General features: G+C 69.4%; 15 protein-coding genes. 8 read left to right on the top strand and 7 right to left on the bottom strand.

Annotated features, from left to right (window positions below):
* Positions 1-81 precede the first annotated feature (81 nt).
* Entirely contained in the window at positions 82-2,742 is a 2,661-nt protein-coding gene (locus ACIBCK_RS00075) for an FHA domain-containing protein (protein ID WP_399385830.1), read from the top strand.
* Between the two features lie 103 nt (positions 2,743-2,845).
* Here the strand turns inward: ACIBCK_RS00075 and ACIBCK_RS00070 are convergent, their stop codons facing one another.
* From ACIBCK_RS00070 to ACIBCK_RS00060, 3 genes are all read right to left on the bottom strand, one after another.
* Positions 2,846-3,565 (bottom strand): transglycosylase SLT domain-containing protein, encoded by a 720-nt coding sequence (locus tag ACIBCK_RS00070; protein ID WP_399385829.1) that lies wholly within the window; start codon positions 3,563-3,565, stop codon positions 2,846-2,848.
* Positions 3,566-3,858: 293 nt separating this feature from the next.
* On the bottom strand, positions 3,859-4,941 hold the full coding sequence (locus ACIBCK_RS00065) for an S-adenosylmethionine:tRNA ribosyltransferase-isomerase (RefSeq protein ID WP_399385828.1): 1,083 nt from the start codon (positions 4,939-4,941) through the stop codon (positions 3,859-3,861).
* Entirely contained in the window at positions 4,938-5,654 is a 717-nt protein-coding gene (locus ACIBCK_RS00060; protein WP_399385827.1) for an SDR family NAD(P)-dependent oxidoreductase, read from the bottom strand. Before ACIBCK_RS00060 ends, ACIBCK_RS00065 begins: the two co-directional genes overlap by 4 nt.
* 191 nt (positions 5,655-5,845) lie before the next feature.
* Here ACIBCK_RS00060 and ACIBCK_RS00055 point away from each other — a divergent pair, with 191 nt between their 5' ends.
* From ACIBCK_RS00055 to chpE, 3 genes are all read left to right on the top strand, one after another.
* Positions 5,846-6,991, top strand: coding sequence for a GAF domain-containing sensor histidine kinase (locus tag ACIBCK_RS00055; protein WP_399385826.1), 1,146 nt, complete (start codon positions 5,846-5,848; stop codon positions 6,989-6,991).
* Positions 6,984-7,658: a response regulator gene (locus ACIBCK_RS00050; protein ID WP_399385825.1), complete on the top strand. Its 675-nt coding sequence runs from the start codon at positions 6,984-6,986 to the stop codon at positions 7,656-7,658. The genes ACIBCK_RS00055 and ACIBCK_RS00050 overlap by 8 nt, the downstream gene beginning before the upstream one ends.
* Positions 7,659-7,828: 170 nt before the next feature.
* The gene (gene chpE, locus ACIBCK_RS00045; RefSeq protein WP_399385824.1) at positions 7,829-8,074 is read left to right on the top strand and encodes a chaplin ChpE; all 246 of its coding nucleotides are present in this window, start codon (positions 7,829-7,831) and stop codon (positions 8,072-8,074) included.
* Positions 8,075-8,211: 137 nt separating this feature from the next.
* On the opposite strand, the gene ACIBCK_RS00040 is transcribed toward chpE, so the two are convergent.
* Complete coding sequence (locus ACIBCK_RS00040) at positions 8,212-8,991, bottom strand: hypothetical protein (RefSeq protein ID WP_399385823.1); 780 nt, start codon at positions 8,989-8,991, stop codon at positions 8,212-8,214.
* A gap of 124 nt (positions 8,992-9,115) precedes the next feature.
* Between ACIBCK_RS00040 and ACIBCK_RS00035 the strand changes: the two genes are divergently transcribed.
* The 3 genes from ACIBCK_RS00035 to ACIBCK_RS00025 all read left to right on the top strand — a co-directional run bounded on the left by ACIBCK_RS00035 (position 9,116) and on the right by ACIBCK_RS00025 (position 11,542).
* Complete coding sequence (locus ACIBCK_RS00035) at positions 9,116-9,913, top strand: ABC transporter ATP-binding protein (protein WP_399385822.1); 798 nt, start codon at positions 9,116-9,118, stop codon at positions 9,911-9,913.
* An 83-nt stretch (positions 9,914-9,996) separates the two neighbouring features.
* Complete coding sequence (locus ACIBCK_RS00030) at positions 9,997-10,425, top strand: NfeD family protein (RefSeq protein ID WP_399385821.1); 429 nt, start codon at positions 9,997-9,999, stop codon at positions 10,423-10,425.
* A 157-nt stretch (positions 10,426-10,582) separates the two neighbouring features.
* Positions 10,583-11,542, top strand: a complete 960-nt coding sequence (locus tag ACIBCK_RS00025) for an SPFH domain-containing protein (RefSeq protein WP_399385820.1) — start codon at positions 10,583-10,585, stop codon at positions 11,540-11,542.
* 78 nt (positions 11,543-11,620) lie between these two features.
* Here ACIBCK_RS00025 and ACIBCK_RS00020 read toward each other — a convergent pair whose 3' ends face one another.
* The 3 genes from ACIBCK_RS00020 to ACIBCK_RS00010 all read right to left on the bottom strand — a co-directional run bounded on the left by ACIBCK_RS00020 (position 11,621) and on the right by ACIBCK_RS00010 (position 13,656).
* Positions 11,621-12,127 carry an HNH endonuclease gene (locus ACIBCK_RS00020; protein ID WP_399385819.1) on the bottom strand — a complete coding sequence of 169 codons (507 nt, stop codon included), beginning with the start codon at positions 12,125-12,127 and terminating at the stop codon, positions 11,621-11,623.
* A gap of 146 nt (positions 12,128-12,273) precedes the next feature.
* Positions 12,274-12,813, bottom strand: a complete 540-nt coding sequence (locus ACIBCK_RS00015; RefSeq protein ID WP_399385818.1) for a YbhB/YbcL family Raf kinase inhibitor-like protein — start codon at positions 12,811-12,813, stop codon at positions 12,274-12,276.
* Positions 12,814-12,873: 60 nt separating this feature from the next.
* Positions 12,874-13,656, bottom strand: a complete 783-nt coding sequence (locus ACIBCK_RS00010; RefSeq protein ID WP_399385817.1) for a sporulation protein — start codon at positions 13,654-13,656, stop codon at positions 12,874-12,876.
* A gap of 161 nt (positions 13,657-13,817) precedes the next feature.
* Between ACIBCK_RS00010 and ACIBCK_RS00005 the strand changes: the two genes are divergently transcribed.
* Positions 13,818-14,459 carry a DNA-3-methyladenine glycosylase gene (locus tag ACIBCK_RS00005; RefSeq protein WP_399385816.1) on the top strand — a complete coding sequence of 214 codons (642 nt, stop codon included), beginning with the start codon at positions 13,818-13,820 and terminating at the stop codon, positions 14,457-14,459.
* Positions 14,460-14,845 lie beyond the last annotated feature (386 nt).

Genomic DNA, 14,845 nt, shown 5'->3' with positions numbered 1-14,845 from the left:
GAAATAGTTCCTCCCGATGTTCGACATCCCTAGACTCCCCATGACGGGGGCTAGCTCGGGGGACAACTCAGTGGGGCTGGAGTGCCGGAACTCGTACTGGAATTGAATGGAAGGACCTGGACGCTCGATCCGTCCAGGTCGTACACCCTCGGACGTGATCCGCAGGGGGATCTCGCGCTTGACGACGCCAGAGTGTCCTGGCGGCACGCCACGATCAGCTGGAGCGGCCGCAGTTGGGTCATCGAGGACCACGGCAGCACCAACGGCACGTTTGTGCAGGGCCAGCGGATCCACCAGATGGAAATCGGCCCCGGCTCGGCGGTGAATCTCGGCAACGCGACCGACGGTCCGCGGCTGAATGTGTCCGGTAGCGCCTCAGGCGCAGCCGCCGCCGTATCCACACCGCAGCAGGCCGCTCAGCAGGCCCCGGCCCACCAGGCCCCGGCCCACCAGGCGCCGCAACACCAGGCACCGCAGCACCACGGGCAGCAGCAGGGCGCACCCGGCTGGGCCGCCCAGACACCCCAGCAGCAGGCACCCCAGCAGCAGGCGCCGCAACACCACGCGCCGCAGCAGATGCCCCAGCAGCAGGGCTGGCCGCAGCCCCAGCAGCAGCCTCAGAAGCAGGCGCATCACCAGCAGCATCAGCAGCCCCAGCAGCCGCAGGTCCCGCAGCAGCAGGGTCCCGGCGCGGGTTCCGGCGGTGTCGCGGGGGCCCCGCCGGTCTACGGTGACCGCAGCCCGACGACGTTCCACCAGCTCTCGCTCGGCCGCAAGATGCGCATCGGCCGCGCCCTGGAGAACGAGCTGGTCGTCTCCGACCTCCAGGTCTCGCGGCACCACGCCGAGTTCACGGCCACTCCGGACGGCCGCTTCGAGATCCACGACCTCGGCTCGCACAACGGCACGTACATCAACGGCCAGCCGGTCGCGAAGTCGGGCACGGCCCTCATCGGCCCGAACGACATCGTCAGCGTCGGCCACTCGACGTTCCGGCTCGTCGGCGACCGGCTCGAGGAGTTCGTCGACACCGGTGAGATCTCCTTCTCCGCCCGCCACCTCACGGTGACGGTCGACGGCGGCAAGGACATCCTCAAGGACGTCTCCTTCGGCGTCCCGGAGAAGTCGCTCATCGCGGTCATCGGCCCCTCGGGGTCCGGAAAGTCCACCCTTCTGAAGGCGCTCACCGGCTACCGGCCCGCCAACAAGGGTGACGTCCTCTACGACAACCGGAACCTGTACAAGCAGTTCGCCGAGCTGCGCCAGCGCATCGGTCTGGTCCCGCAGGACGACATCCTGCACAAGGAACTGACCGTCAAGAAGGCCCTCAAGTACGCCGCCAAGCTGCGCTTCCCCTCGGACACCAGCGAGCAGGAGCGCGAGCAGCGCATCGGCGAGGTCCTGCGCGAGCTCAAGCTGGACATCCACAAGGAGAAGAAGGTCACCTCCCTCTCCGGTGGCCAGCGCAAGCGCGTGTCGGTGGCCCTCGAACTGCTCACCAAGCCGTCGCTGATCTTCCTGGACGAGCCGACCTCCGGCCTCGACCCGGGCATGGACCGCGACGTCATGCAGCTCCTGCGCGGCCTCGCCGACGACGGCCGTACGGTCCTGGTCGTCACGCACTCGGTCGCCGAGCTGGCGATCTGCGACAAGCTCCTGGTGATGGCGCCGGGCGGTTCGGTCGCGTACTTCGGTCCGCCGGAGGAAGCGCTCAACTTCTTCGGCTACCAGACGTGGGCGGACGTCTTCTCGGCGTTCGAGAACTACCGCGACTACGACTGGGCGGGCCGCTGGAAGGGCTCGCAGCACTACCAGATGTACGCCGCCGACATCGACGCCGTGGCCGCGCAGTCCGTCCACATGCCGCCGCCGCAGGCGATCAAGCCGCCCAAGCCGCAGGGCTGGGGCTCACAGCTGTGGACGCTGATCCGCCGCTACACCTCGGTGATCGCGTCGGACAAGGGCTTCATGGGTCTGATGGTGATCCTGCCCGCGGTCCTCGGCATCGTCAGCGTCGTCATCCCCGCCGACTTCGGCCTCGCGCCTCCCAAGCCGCCGTCGAAGTTCAACGGCGACGCCGGCACGATCATGCTGATCCTCGCGGTCGGCATGTGCTTCTCGGGCGCGGCCAACTCCGTACGAGAACTGATCAAGGAACGGGTCATCTACGAACGGGAGCGGGCCACCGGCCTCTCCCGCTCGGCGTACCTGATGTCCAAGGTCATCGTCCTCGGCGTGATCACGGCCCTGCAGGGCGTCATCATCTGCGGTATCGGCTTCGCGACCCGCGACATGCCGGAAGAGGGCCTGATCATGCCCCCGGCCGTCGAGATCTGCCTGGTCATCATCGCCCTGGGCTTCACCTCGATGATGTTCGGCCTGGTCATCTCCTCGCTGGTGAAGACCTCCGAGAAGACCATGCCGCTCCTGGTGATGTTCGCGATCGTCCAGGTCGTCTTCACCGGCGTGCTCTTCCAGGTCTACGGCTCGCCGGGCCTGGAGCAGTTCGCCTGGCTGATGCCCTCGCGCTGGGCCATCGCCGGCGCGGGCGCCACGCTGGACCTCGCGCACCTCATGCCGCCGTGGGACCCGAAGAAGCCGGGCGACCTCGACCCGCTGTGGGAGCACTCGGCAGGGCAGTGGGGCATGAACATCACGATCCTGCTCCTGATCGGCATCGCCTGCGGCTTCGCGGTGGCGCGGCTGCTGCGCCGCCACGAGCCCGAGGTCATGCGCAAGTAGCGGGCCTTCGGACACGACGAGAAGGGCGGCACCCCGCGTGGGGTGCCGCCCTTCGGCGTCTGACGAGCCTCGGTGAAGAGGTCCGTTGATCAGGAGATCAGGCTCAGTAGGCGCCGTTCACGTTGTCCATCGAGCCGTACCGGTCGGCCGCGTAGTTGGCCGCGGCCGTGATGTTGGCGACCGGGTCGTAGATGTTCGTGGACGTGCCCTGGACGTGGTACGCGTCGAACGTGGGCTGGATGACCTGGAGCAGGCCGACGGACGGGGTGCCGTTGATGGCGTTGATGTCCCAGCCGTTCTTGGCGTTCGGGTCGCCCGCCGACTCACGGATGATGTTGCGGTGCAGGCCCTCGTAGGAGCCGGGGATGCCCTTGGACTTCATGATGTCCAGGGACTGGCGGATCCAGCCGTCGAGGTTGTTGGCGTAGACCGGCTTGCGCGCGGCGGCACGGCTCGCGGCTTCCTTGGCCTTGCGCTCGTCCTCGGCCTTCTTCTTGGCCGCGGCCTGCTCGGCGGCCCGCTTCTTCGCTGCGGCGTCCGCCTGGGCCTTCGCCTTCGCGGCGGCGGCGTCCTTGGCCTGCTTGTCGACGGCGGTGTGCTGCTTGATGACACCGGCCTCGACGGCCTGCTGGGCGTCGGCGTTCTGCTTGAAGGCCACCGGGGCGGCCTCGACGTTCTGGGTCTCGGTTCCGGCGTCGGCGCTGCCCGGCACGAGGGAGAACGCGAGGGCGGCGGCGCCGAGCGTGGCGACACCGGCGATCGTGAACTTCTGGGTCTTGGTCGGCGCGGGGCGACTATGACCAGGGGTGCTGAGCTTGGACATGCTGATGGACCTCTTCGAATCGCGGAGGTCGCTCTGGCCGGCGGGGGACATGTGCATATCCGGCACAAACGCCGCGGTGCGAGACCGCGGCGCCGAACGACGGGTGCAATTCTTAGCGGCCGCAAAATTCTGTGGCAAAGCAGTGACGTACGAAGCTGGATAGTGGATCAGGGGGTGCTTTGTACGTTATGACGGCAACGCGCTCCCGCCGATAACGGACTTTCTCGACCACTAGGGACCTTCGTACGTGACGTGCGCCCTATGCGCGGGCTCACATCGAACACGTAACAGCCTTACCAACAGTTGCCACAGCAATTCTCTGTGTGAGCAAACTCCTCCGGAAGTAGGAGATGCACGTCGCCGAACTCGTGCCAGAGGTAGAGACGGCGTACCGCCTCCGTATAACCGCGGCCCACCGCGGCCCGGCCCGCTATCGCCTCCAGCATCAGCAGATGCGAGGCCTGCGGCTCGTGCAGCCCCGTGAGCAGCCCGTCCACCACGCCCACGCCCCGCTCGGGCGTCACCACGAGCTCCGTACGGCCCGCGGCCGCCCGGACCACCCCACCGGGCCCCGCGGCCGACTCGACGGCACGCACAGCCGTCGTACCGACCCCGATCACCCGCCCGCCGCCCGCCTTGGCCGCGTTGATGAGCCGCGCCGATGTCCCGGGCACCTCGAAGAGCTCGGGGTACGGCGGCTCGTGCGCCTCGGGCGACGCCACCCCCGTATGCAGGGTGACCGGAGCGAACTGCACACCCCGGCTCACCAGGCGTGCCACCAGACCCGCGGTGAACGGCCGGGCCGCACTCGGCATCTCCGCGCTGCCGACGCCGTCGGCCGAAGGCAGCGCGAACACGGTCTGGTGCGCGGCCAGCGGCTGGTCCCTCTCCGTGTAGGAGTAACGGATGGGGCGCCCGTGCCGCCGCAGCAGCGAAGGCACGTCGGCCGACACCCGGGCCCACCACAACCGCCCGCTCCCCGGGACCAGCTGCTCCTCGACGACGAGGCGTACGTCCCCGGGGAGCCGCACGGCCAGATCCGCGGGCCCACCGGCCCGCGGACGCGTGGTGCCCCTGCCGTCCGGCTCCCGCAACTCCACGGCCCACCGGCCGTCGTCGCCCCGCGTCGAGAAATGCACCACCACGCGCGCGTGCCCGGCGACAGCGTCGACCGCGGCGGGCAGCGTCTGTGAGGTGTTCACGATCAGCACGTCCCCGGCCCGCAGCAGCGCGGGCAACTCGGCGAACGCGTGATGTGATACCTCCGTCCCGCGCGAGACGAGCAGCCGCACCGCGTCCCTGCCCAGACCCTCGCCCCGCTGCTCGGCGGGGACACGAGCCGCCAGCTCATCGGGCACCCGCACGGCCAGCGTCATCGCGCGTCCAAAGAGGAGGGAGCGTCCAGCAAAGAAGCGGCGGAGTACCGTCCGCTCGCCGGCCGCTCGTCGAGCAACCGCAGGAAAGCGGGCACCACCGTCTCCGGTTCCGGCCGCCCCGAGGCGTCATCGAACGGGACGGCCGCCTGGTAGAGGTCGGTCCGCATGTCACCGGGATCGACCGCCCACACCCTGATCCCCGGCTCCTCCACCGCGAGGACCGCCGACAGCTGATCCAGGGCGGCCTTGGAAGCCCCGTAACCGCCCCACGTCTCGTACGCCTCGACGGCCGCGTCGGAGCTGACGTCGACCACCGCCCCCGCCTCCGAGGCCCGCAGCAAGGGCAGCGCCTCGCGGATCAGCCCCAGCGCGGCCACCACATTGGTCTCCAGCGCCTGCCGCAGCCCGTCGAGCGTGAGCTCCTCAAGGCGTACGAGAGGCTCCGCGCCCAGCGCGCTCGCGTTGTTCACCAGCAGATCGAGACCGCCCAGCTTCCGCGCCGCGGCCACCAGATCCGCCCGGTGCCCGGCCTCCGTGACATCCCCGGCGATGGCCTCCACGCGTGCGCCGCGCCCCGCCAGGTCCCGTGCGGACTCATCGAGCGCCGCGGCGGTTCTCGCGTCGAGCACCAGATCCCACCCCCGCTCGGCGAGCGCCGCCCCCAGCGCGCGCCCCAGCCCCTTCGAAGCCCCCGTGATGATCGCTACCGGCATGACATCCGTCCCCTCGGGTCCCTTGCGGCCGCTTCTCCAGCGGATGACCCCACGGTAGGAACGGGCCCGCGGCCTGCGCCTCGTGCGCCGGCCGCAACATCCCAGGGCCCTTGGGCCTACGCCGACAGCCCTAGGCGACGGCCACCACAGGTCCGATACGCACTGTCACACCCCGCCGGTACGGTGAGGCCATGAGTCAAGGTCCCCGGTCCGGCCTGAACGCGGTGAGCTCCGCGCTTCTCGCCATGAGCAGGCAGCTGGAGGTGCGCGACGTCCTCAAGACGATCGTCGCCTCGGCCCGTGAGCTGCTCGACGCGGAGTATGCGGCGCTCGGCGTCCCGGACGACCACGGCGGGTTCGCCCAGTTCGTCGTCGACGGCGTCAGCGACGAGCAGTGGCGCGCCATCGGCCCGCTGCCCCGTCAGCACGGCATCCTCGCCTCCATGCTGCACAGGGCCGAGCCGGAGCGCCTCGCCGACGTGCGCAAGGACCCGCGCTTCGAGGGCTGGCCGTCCGCGCACCCAGACATGTCCGACTTCCTTGGCCTCCCGATCCGGTACGGGGACGAGACACTCGGCGCCCTCTTCCTCGCCAACAAGAACTGCCCCAAGCCGGAAGGCGGTTGCGGATTCACCGCCGACGACGAAGAGCTCCTGACGATCCTCGCCCAGCACGCCGCGATCGCCCTCACGAACGCCCGGCTCTACGAGCGCAGCCGCGAGCTCACCATCGCCGAGGAGCGCTCGCGCCTCGCCCATGAACTGCACGACGCCGTCAGCCAGAAGCTGTTCTCGCTGCGCCTGACGGCCCAGGCCGCGGCCGCCCTGGTGGACCGTGATCCCGCCCGTGCCAAGGGCGAACTCCAGCAGGTGACCGTGCTCGCGGCCGAGGCTGCGGACGAACTGCGCGCCGCCGTCGTGGAGTTGCGCCCCGCGGCCCTGGACGAGGACGGCCTGGTGGCCACCTTGCGCACGCACACGCAGGTACTCGACCGCGCGCACACCGCCGAAGTCACCTTCGAGAGCCACGCGGTCCGCGCCCTGCCCGCGTCCCAGGAGGAAGCGATGCTGCGCGTCGCCCAGGAGGCGCTGCACAATGCCTTGCGCCACTCCGGCGCGGAGCGCGTCCGCGTCACCCTGGTGCGGCGCGGAACCGGCGCGGTGCTGCGCGTGACGGACGACGGCAGCGGCTTCGACCCGCGCGTGATCCGGCGCGCGGGGCGGCACTTGGGCCTGGTCTCCATGCGGGACAGGGCCGGCGGGGTCGGCGGACGGCTGACCGTGGAATCGGAGCCCGGCAAGGGCACGACGATCGAGATGGAGGTTCCCGGTGGCTGACGCCGTGTCCCATCCGAAGCCCGGCCCGAAGACGGGGATCCGGGTGCTGCTGGTCGACGACCACCAAGTGGTCCGCCGCGGTCTGCGTACGTTCCTTGAGGTACAGGACGACATCGAGGTCGTCGGCGAGGCGTCGGACGGCGCCGAAGGGGTCGAGCAGGCCGAGAAGTTGAAGCCGGACGTCGTCCTCATGGACGTCAAGATGCCGGGCATGGACGGGGTCGAGGCGCTGCGCAAGCTCCGCGAACTGGCCAACCCCGCGCGCGTGCTCATCGTCACCAGCTTCACCGAGCAGCGCACGGTCGTCCCGGCCCTGCGCGCGGGCGCCGCCGGGTATGTCTACAAGGACATCGACCCGGACGCCCTCGCCGGTGCCATCCGCTCCGTGCACGCGGGCCATGTGCTGCTCCAGCCCGAGGTGGCGGGGGCGCTGCTGTCCCAGGAGGAGGCCAACACCGGGCAGGGGAGGGGCGGTTCGCTCACCGAGCGGGAGCGCGAGGTCCTGGGGCTCATCGCCGACGGCCGCTCGAACCGCGAGATCGCGCGTGCCCTCGTGCTCTCCGAGAAGACCGTCAAGACCCACGTGTCGAACATCCTGATGAAGCTGGACCTCGCCGACCGCACCCAGGCCGCCCTGTGGGCCGTACGACATGGTGTGACCGGCTGATCTACGTTCCGGCGCACTGCGTCAACCGCCAATGCGGACCGTCGCGTTCCGGACTGAGATTCATACCGTCGTGTAGATGTCCCTCGTATGGCGCAACCTGCGCGCCGCCCGGCCGTTCTCCAGTGCGTGCTGCGGCGGCTGGCCGCAGCGATCGCTAGGAGGGTCCAGAAGTGAAGAACCTGAAGAAGGCCGCTGCTGTCACGATGGTGACGGGTGGCCTCGTCGTCGCCGGTGCCGGTCTCGCCTCCGCCACGGGCGGCGCGCACGCCGACGGCAAGGCCGTGAAGTCCCCGGGCGTCGGCTCGGGCAACCTCGTCCAGGCGCCGGTGCACATCCCCGTGAACGCCGTGGGCAACACCGTCTCCGTCATCGGTGCCCTCAACCCGGCCTTCGGCAACCTCGGCGTCAACCACTGACGCACCCCGAAGCCGCGGCCCCGGGGCACCGCCCCGGGGCCGCGGCTTGTGCCCCAAAGGGGCGCGGGGAACTGCGCGCCCAGCCACAGAGCGCCTGCGGCCAAAGACGAAGCCCCGACCGCTCAAACGCCCCAGGGCTACCGCTCCCGCTCCTCCACGTACGCGTTGTAGGCGGCCACCTGCGCCCGCCGTGCCGTCCGTTCGACCGGACGCAGCGCCTCGCCGCGCGCCGCCATCTCCGAGGCGCTCACAGCCCCGCCATGGCCGTTCTCGTACGCCACCGAGATGAGCAGGCCGACCCGCTGGGCCAGCTCCAACACCCGTACGGCACGCGGCGGATAGCCAGGGGCCAGAGCCTCGCGCCCCCGCTCCGCCCGCGCCCGGTAGGCGTCCACCGCGGCCTCAGCGACCGGCCCCGAGCCCGCCACGTCGAGCCGCGAGAGCACCTCCGTCGCATCCCGCAGCGCCTCGGCGAGCTCGCGCTCCGCCTCGCCCAGCGAGGGAACGTCGGCGGGCGGCGCCTCCCGTACGGGCAGGCAGTGCCAGAGGACCTCAACATGCACATCACCGGCGGGCCCCGCCTCCGACACCTCCGGCACGAAGCCGTACGGCGCCCCGAAGGCGACGACCGCCTCCTGGGCGTCCAGGGCCCGTGCGTTGAAGTCGGGCGGGCCGCTGAGGCCGAGCGGATGCCCCGGCGCGGGCAGCGCGACCCGGAGCCCGGTCACCCCGAGCGTGCGCAGTCGTCCGATCGCGAGCGTGAGACCGACGGGCCCCGACTCGCCGGGCAGGCCTTCGACCCGGTGCACGGCGTCGTCGCCGACCATCGCGAGCACCGCGTCATCCGGCGAGACAAGTCCGGCAAGAAGGGCATTTCCCCATGCAGCCAAGCGTCCTGAGCGTGGTTCCGAGAGCATGCGTACAGCCTAAGGACCGGGCTAAGGGCTGGAGCGCCCGACCGGTGGCGTAGGTTTTCTCCCAGGGGATTGCGTCCACAGACGCGAGCGACAGCCGAGACTGACATTGGGAGACAACGCGCTCATGAGCGATGTACTGGAGCTGGAGGACGTATCCGTGGTCCGCGAGGGCCGGGCTCTGGTGGACCAGGTCTCCTGGTCGGTCAAGGAGGGTGAGCGCTGGGTCATCCTCGGACCGAACGGGGCGGGAAAGACCACCCTCCTGAACGTCGCGTCCAGCTACCTCTACCCGAGCACCGGTACCGCCACCATCCTCGGCGAGACCCTGGGCAAGCCCGGCACGGACGTCTTCGAACTCCGACCGCGCATCGGCGTCGCCGGCATCGCGATGGCCGAGAAGCTGCCCAAGGGCCAGACCGTGCTCCAGACGGTGCTCACGGCCGCGTACGGCATGACCGCCGGATGGCACGAGAACTACGAGGACGTGGACGAGCAGCGCGCCCGCGCCTTCCTCGACCGCCTCGGGATGACCGACTACCTGGAGCGCAAGTTCGGCACCCTCTCCGAGGGAGAGCGCAAGCGCACCCTGATCGCGCGCGCCCTGATGACCGACCCCGAGCTGCTCCTCCTCGACGAGCCCGCCGCGGGCCTCGACCTCGGCGGCCGCGAAGACCTCGTACGCCGCCTCGGCCGCCTCGCCCGCGACCCGATCGCCCCTTCGATGATCATGGTCACGCACCACGTCGAGGAGATCGCCCCCGGCTTCACCCACGTCCTCATGATCCGCCAGGGCAAGATCATGGCCGCGGGCCCGCTGGAGCTCGAACTGACCTCCCGCAACCTCTCCCTCTGCTTCGGACTGCCCCTGGTGGTCGAGGAGCGCGGCGAACGCTGGAGCGCACAGGGCCTCCCGCTCGGCTGACACCGGCGTGAACTCCCGCGCCCACTCCGGCCGATAGATCACGTGCCCTGTGCGGAAAGGTCCCGCGGTCCTACCATGACCATGTGGACATCGACGCATGGGTGTGGTGGCTGATCGGAGCCGTCGCGCTCGGAATCCCGCTCGTACTGACCGCGATGCCGGAGTTCGGCATGCTCTCCGTGGGCGCCGTCGCGGGCGCCGTGACCGCGGGCCTCGGCGGCGGCACCGTGCTTCAAGTCGTCGTCTTCGCCGCGGTGTCGGTCGCGCTCATCGCGGTCGTACGCCCGGTGGCGGCGAGACACCGGGCCCAACGGCCCGAACTGGCCACGGGCGTGGACGCGTTGAGGGGCAAGACGGCCGTCGTCCTGGAACGCGTCGACGCCTCCGGCGGCCGGATCAAACTCGCCGGCGAGATCTGGTCGGCCCGCGCGCTCGACACCGCGCAGAGCTACGAGGCGGGACGCGAGGTGGACGTGGTCGAGATCGACGGAGCGACAGCCATCGTCATGTGACGGACAGCCACCGTCATGTGGCGGCCATCGTCGGGCGAATCCGCCACGGGTTGTGCGACGGTCTGTCAGACTCGACCAGCAAGATCTTCGCCGACCCGCTTCCGGGCTCTGCGGATCTTCCGGGAACACCGAGGCAAGAGGGGTACGGGGAACAACGATGCAGCCAATCATCATCGTCCTGGTCATTCTGGTGGTGCTGGTCTTCATCGCCCTGATCAAGACGATCCAGGTCATCCCTCAGGCCAGCGCGGCGATCGTCGAGCGCTTCGGCCGCTACACCCGCACGCTGAACGCCGGACTGAACATCGTCGTGCCGTTCATCGACTCGATCCGCAACCGCATCGACCTCCGTGAACAGGTCGTCCCGTTCCCGCCGCAGCCGGTGATCACCCAGGACAACCTCGTGGTGAACATCGACACCGTCATCTACTACCAGGTGACCGACGCCCGCGCCGCGACGTACGAGGTCGCCAGCTACATCCAGGCGATCGAGCAGCTCACCGTCACCACCCTGCGCAACATCATCGGTGGCATGGACCTCGAGCGGACCCTGACGTCCCGCGAGGAGATCAACGCGGCGCTGCGCGGCGTCCTCGACGAGGCCACCGGCAAGTGGGGCATCCGCGTCAACCGCGTCGAGCTCAAGGCGATCGAGCCGCCGACCTCCATCCAGGACTCGATGGAGAAGCAGATGCGCGCCGACCGCGACAAGCGCGCCGCGATCCTCCAGGCCGAAGGTGTACGGCAGTCGGAGATCCTGCGCGCCGAAGGTGAGAAGCAGTCCGCGATCCTGCGCGCCGAGGGTGAGGCCAAGGCAGCGGCCCTGCGCGCCGAGGGCGAGGCCCAGGCGATCCGCACGGTCTTCGAGTCCATCCACGCCGGCGACCCGGACCAGAAGCTCCTCTCGTACCAGTACCTCCAGATGCTCCCGAAGATCGCCGAGGGCGACGCGAACAAGCTCTGGATCGTCCCCAGCGAGATCGGCGACGCCCTCAAGGGCCTCGGCGGCGCACTCGGCAACTTCGGCCCGCTGGGCGGCGGTTCGGGCGGCTCGGGTGCCTCCGTCCCCGCCCCCGCCCCCGCCACCGAGCGCCGCGAACAGCCGCGCATCGACTGAGGCGCCCGACAGGGGCGCGGAGAACTGCGCGCTCAGCCAAGAACAACCCGCACCGGCCACGTGCGCGGTGCCGAGCGGCTAGGCGGCAGGCGCCGCCAGCCACTCCGGCAGGGTGGCCCTCTCGTCCCGGCCGAGCGACAAGAGCATCGCGTCCGCGGGAGTCGGCTCGAAGGGTTGCCGCAACAGCGGCATCCCCGCCTCCTCCGGCGTACGGTCGGCCTTGCGGTGATTGTCCATCGCGCACGAGGCGACCGTGTTCAGCCAGGTGTCCCTGCCGCCCTGCGCCCGCGGCACCACGTGGTCCACGGTCGTCGCCCGCCTCCCGCAGTACGCGCACCTGTGCTGGTCCCGCACGAGCACACCCCGCCTCGACCACGGAGCCCGTCTTCGGAACGGCACCCGTACATACCTGCAGAGCCTGATCACCCGAGGTACCGGTATCTCGACCGCGGCCGCGCGCACACGGAGTCCGGGGTGGGCCTGCTCGACGACTGCCTTGTCGCTGAGGACCAGCACGACGGCACGGTTCAGCGTCACCGTCGACAGCGGCTCGAAGCTCGCGTTCAGCACCAGCGTGTCCCGCATTTCGCCCACCTCCCGTATGCACACCGACCCACCCCCTGGCGGGCTTGGATCAACTCTGGCCGGGCACGCCGAGATGGACAACGCAATAAAAATGCCCGCCCCTGATCACTTCCATGACCAGGGGCGGGCAAACGTTCAGTGAACGCTCAGCTATCCGCTGGAGCCGCGTACTCGGCGAGCACCTGTGCGCGCCCGAGCGTGTGGAACCGGAGATTGAATCCGACGACGGCGGGGGAGGCGTCGGAGTCCGGCCCGAGCTTCTCCTGATCCACCGCGTACACGGTGAACACGTAACGGTGCGCCGGGTCACCGGGCGGCGGCGCCGCGCCCCCGAATTCCTTCGTCCCGAAGTCGTTCCGCACCTGTACCGCGCCCTCGGGGAGTCCCTCGAACTTGCCGCTGCCCGCACCGGTGAGCAGTTCCGTCACCGACACCGGGATGTCGAAGACGGACCAGTGCCAGAACCCGCTGCCCGTGGGGGCGTCCGGGTCGAAGCACGTCACGGCGAAGCTCTTGGTCTCCGGAGGGAAGCCTTCCCACCGCAGGTGCGGCGAGGTGTTCCCGGCCGCTTGGACCTGAGCGTCCTGAAGGACCGCACCCGGCTCGAAGTCCTCGCTCACGACCGTGAACGACGGCACGGGCGGATGGAAGTCATGGGGAAGCGGCGGCCTCTTGAGCTCGGTCACGTCGGCACCTCCTGATCGGTTCCTGCTCGGCGGTAGCTCTACAGCTCTGCTCTCCCGAGCCTAGAACCAGTTGCGCTTGCTGCCGACCGCGGACAGCCACTCGTTGAGGTACGCCGCCCAGTCCGTGCCCTGGAAGTCGTTCAGACCGACCTTGAAGGAGCGGAACGAGTCGCTGCCCTCACTGAACATGCCCGGCTTCTTGTCCATCTCCAGGATGACGTCCATCTCGCGGTCGTCGGCCACGAAGCTCAGCTCGACCTGGTTGAGTCCGCGGTACTGCTGCGGCGGGAAGAACTCGATCTCCTGGTAGAAGGGCAGCTTCTGCCGCGTGCCACGGATGTGCCCGCGCTCCATGTCCGCACTCTTGAAGCGGAAACCCAGCTGGATGAAGGCGTCCAGGATGGCCTGCTGCGCCGGCAGCGGGTGCACGTTGATCGGGTCCAGGTCGCTGGAGTCCACGGCCCGCGCGATCTCCAGCTCGGTGGTCACCCCGATGTTCATCCCGCGCAGCTGCTGCCCGTCGATGGAGGTGACCGGCGTCTCCCAGGGAATCTCGAGCCCGAACGGCACCGCGTGCACCTGGTTCGCCTGGAGCGTGAAGGCCCCACCGAGCCGCAGCTTGGTGAACTCGATGTCCTGCTTCGTCTCCTGGTCCTGGCCCTCGACCTCGACCCGTGCCTGCAGACCGACCGAGAGACCCTCGATCTCCTGGTCCACGGACCCGCCCTGGATCCGCACCTCACCCTGGACGACACCACCCGGTACGACGTTGACCTCGGTCAGCACCGTCTCCACCGACGCACCGCCGGAACCCAGGCTCGCAAGCAGCTTCTTGAACCCCATGACTCTCCTCCCCCAGGCCGCGCCTGTGGTTCGACTCGACTTGATCCTTGATCCATACAAACGCGCTGAACCCACGTCCGGTTCCGCGTCCTCACCCTGGCAATCCGCCCGGCAGGTGACCACCCGTCCGTACAGAACTGTCTCCAGTACGCTCGGACGCCATGATCGAGGCCCCTGACCGTACGCCCCTCACCCACGACTTCTTCGAGCGCCCTGTCCTCGACGTGGCCCCTGATCTGCTGGGCCGCGTCCTCGTGCGCAGCTCACCCGACGGTCCGATCGAACTCCGCCTGACAGAGGTGGAGGCGTACGCGGGCGATGCCGACCCGGGGTCACACGCCTATCGCGGCCCCACCGCCCGCAACAGCGTGATGTTCGGTCCGCCCGGATACGCATACGTCTACTTCACCTACGGCATGTGGCACTGCCTCAACGTGGTGTGCGGTCCGGAAGGCAAGGCGAGCGGGGTCCTGCTCCGGGCCGGGGAGATCACGACCGGCGCCGAGATCGCCCGCAAGCGTCGACTCTCGGCCCGCAACGACAGGGAACTGGCCAAAGGCCCGGCCCGCCTGGCCACGGCTCTTGACGTGGACCGCGACCTGAACGGCACCGACCTCTGCGCGGGCGGGGACGCCCCGCTCACTCTCCTCACGGGCACCCCCGTCGGCTCCGACCAGGTCGGCAGCGGCCCCCGCACGGGAGTCGGCGGCGACGGAGCGGCCCACCCCTGGCGCTTCTGGACCCTCAACGACCCGACGGTGAGCCCTTATCGGGCCCATACGCCCCGACGCCGCCGAACTTGACGCGGCCCTGGGCGGACCGTAATGTGGCCCGAGCCGCTTGACCCGGTGACGGCAATCTGCCGACAGCTGGAAGCGGCCAACCACTACCTACGACTTCCCCTCAGCGGGGGCGAATTTGGCGTGCTCGCATGTCTGAATTCGAACTCGCGGAACTCGATTATGAGTTGCCGAGGGAATCCGCTAACGTAGTGAACACGCCGAAAGGCAAAGGCCCTCCAACGGCCACTGGAAATGAAATCCGAACCGGGAACGGAACGGAAAACGGATCTGGTAGAGTTGGAAACACGAAATACCGAAGGGAAGCGCCCGGAGGAAAGCCCGAGAGGGTGAGTACAAAGGAAGCGTCCGTTCCTTGAGAACTCAACAGCGTGCCAAAAGTCAACGCC

It is taken from the genome of Streptomyces sp. NPDC051218, from assembly GCF_044455475.1.
Classification (GTDB): domain Bacteria; phylum Actinomycetota; class Actinomycetes; order Streptomycetales; family Streptomycetaceae; genus Streptomyces.
The sequence above is the reverse complement of the archived record's forward strand: the minus strand, read 5'-3'. Positions and strand labels throughout refer to the sequence as shown.

Coding starts and splice junctions, on each gene's coding strand:
- ACIBCK_RS00070 (WP_399385829.1), bottom strand. CDS start 3,565: ATGTCCAAGCTCAGCACCCCTGGTCATAGTCGCCCCGCGCCGACCAAG.
- ACIBCK_RS00065 (WP_399385828.1), bottom strand. CDS start 4,941: ATGACGCTGGCCGTGCGGGTGCCCGATGAGCTGGCGGCTCGTGTCCCC.
- ACIBCK_RS00060 (WP_399385827.1), bottom strand. CDS start 5,654: ATGCCGGTAGCGATCATCACGGGGGCTTCGAAGGGGCTGGGGCGCGCG.
- ACIBCK_RS00055 (WP_399385826.1), top strand. CDS start 5,846: ATGAGTCAAGGTCCCCGGTCCGGCCTGAACGCGGTGAGCTCCGCGCTT.
- ACIBCK_RS00040 (WP_399385823.1), bottom strand. CDS start 8,991: ATGCTCTCGGAACCACGCTCAGGACGCTTGGCTGCATGGGGAAATGCC.
- ACIBCK_RS00035 (WP_399385822.1), top strand. CDS start 9,116: ATGAGCGATGTACTGGAGCTGGAGGACGTATCCGTGGTCCGCGAGGGC.
- ACIBCK_RS00025 (WP_399385820.1), top strand. CDS start 10,583: ATGCAGCCAATCATCATCGTCCTGGTCATTCTGGTGGTGCTGGTCTTC.
- ACIBCK_RS00020 (WP_399385819.1), bottom strand. CDS start 12,127: ATGCGGGACACGCTGGTGCTGAACGCGAGCTTCGAGCCGCTGTCGACG.
- ACIBCK_RS00010 (WP_399385817.1), bottom strand. CDS start 13,656: ATGGGGTTCAAGAAGCTGCTTGCGAGCCTGGGTTCCGGCGGTGCGTCG.
- ACIBCK_RS00005 (WP_399385816.1), top strand. CDS start 13,818: ATGATCGAGGCCCCTGACCGTACGCCCCTCACCCACGACTTCTTCGAG.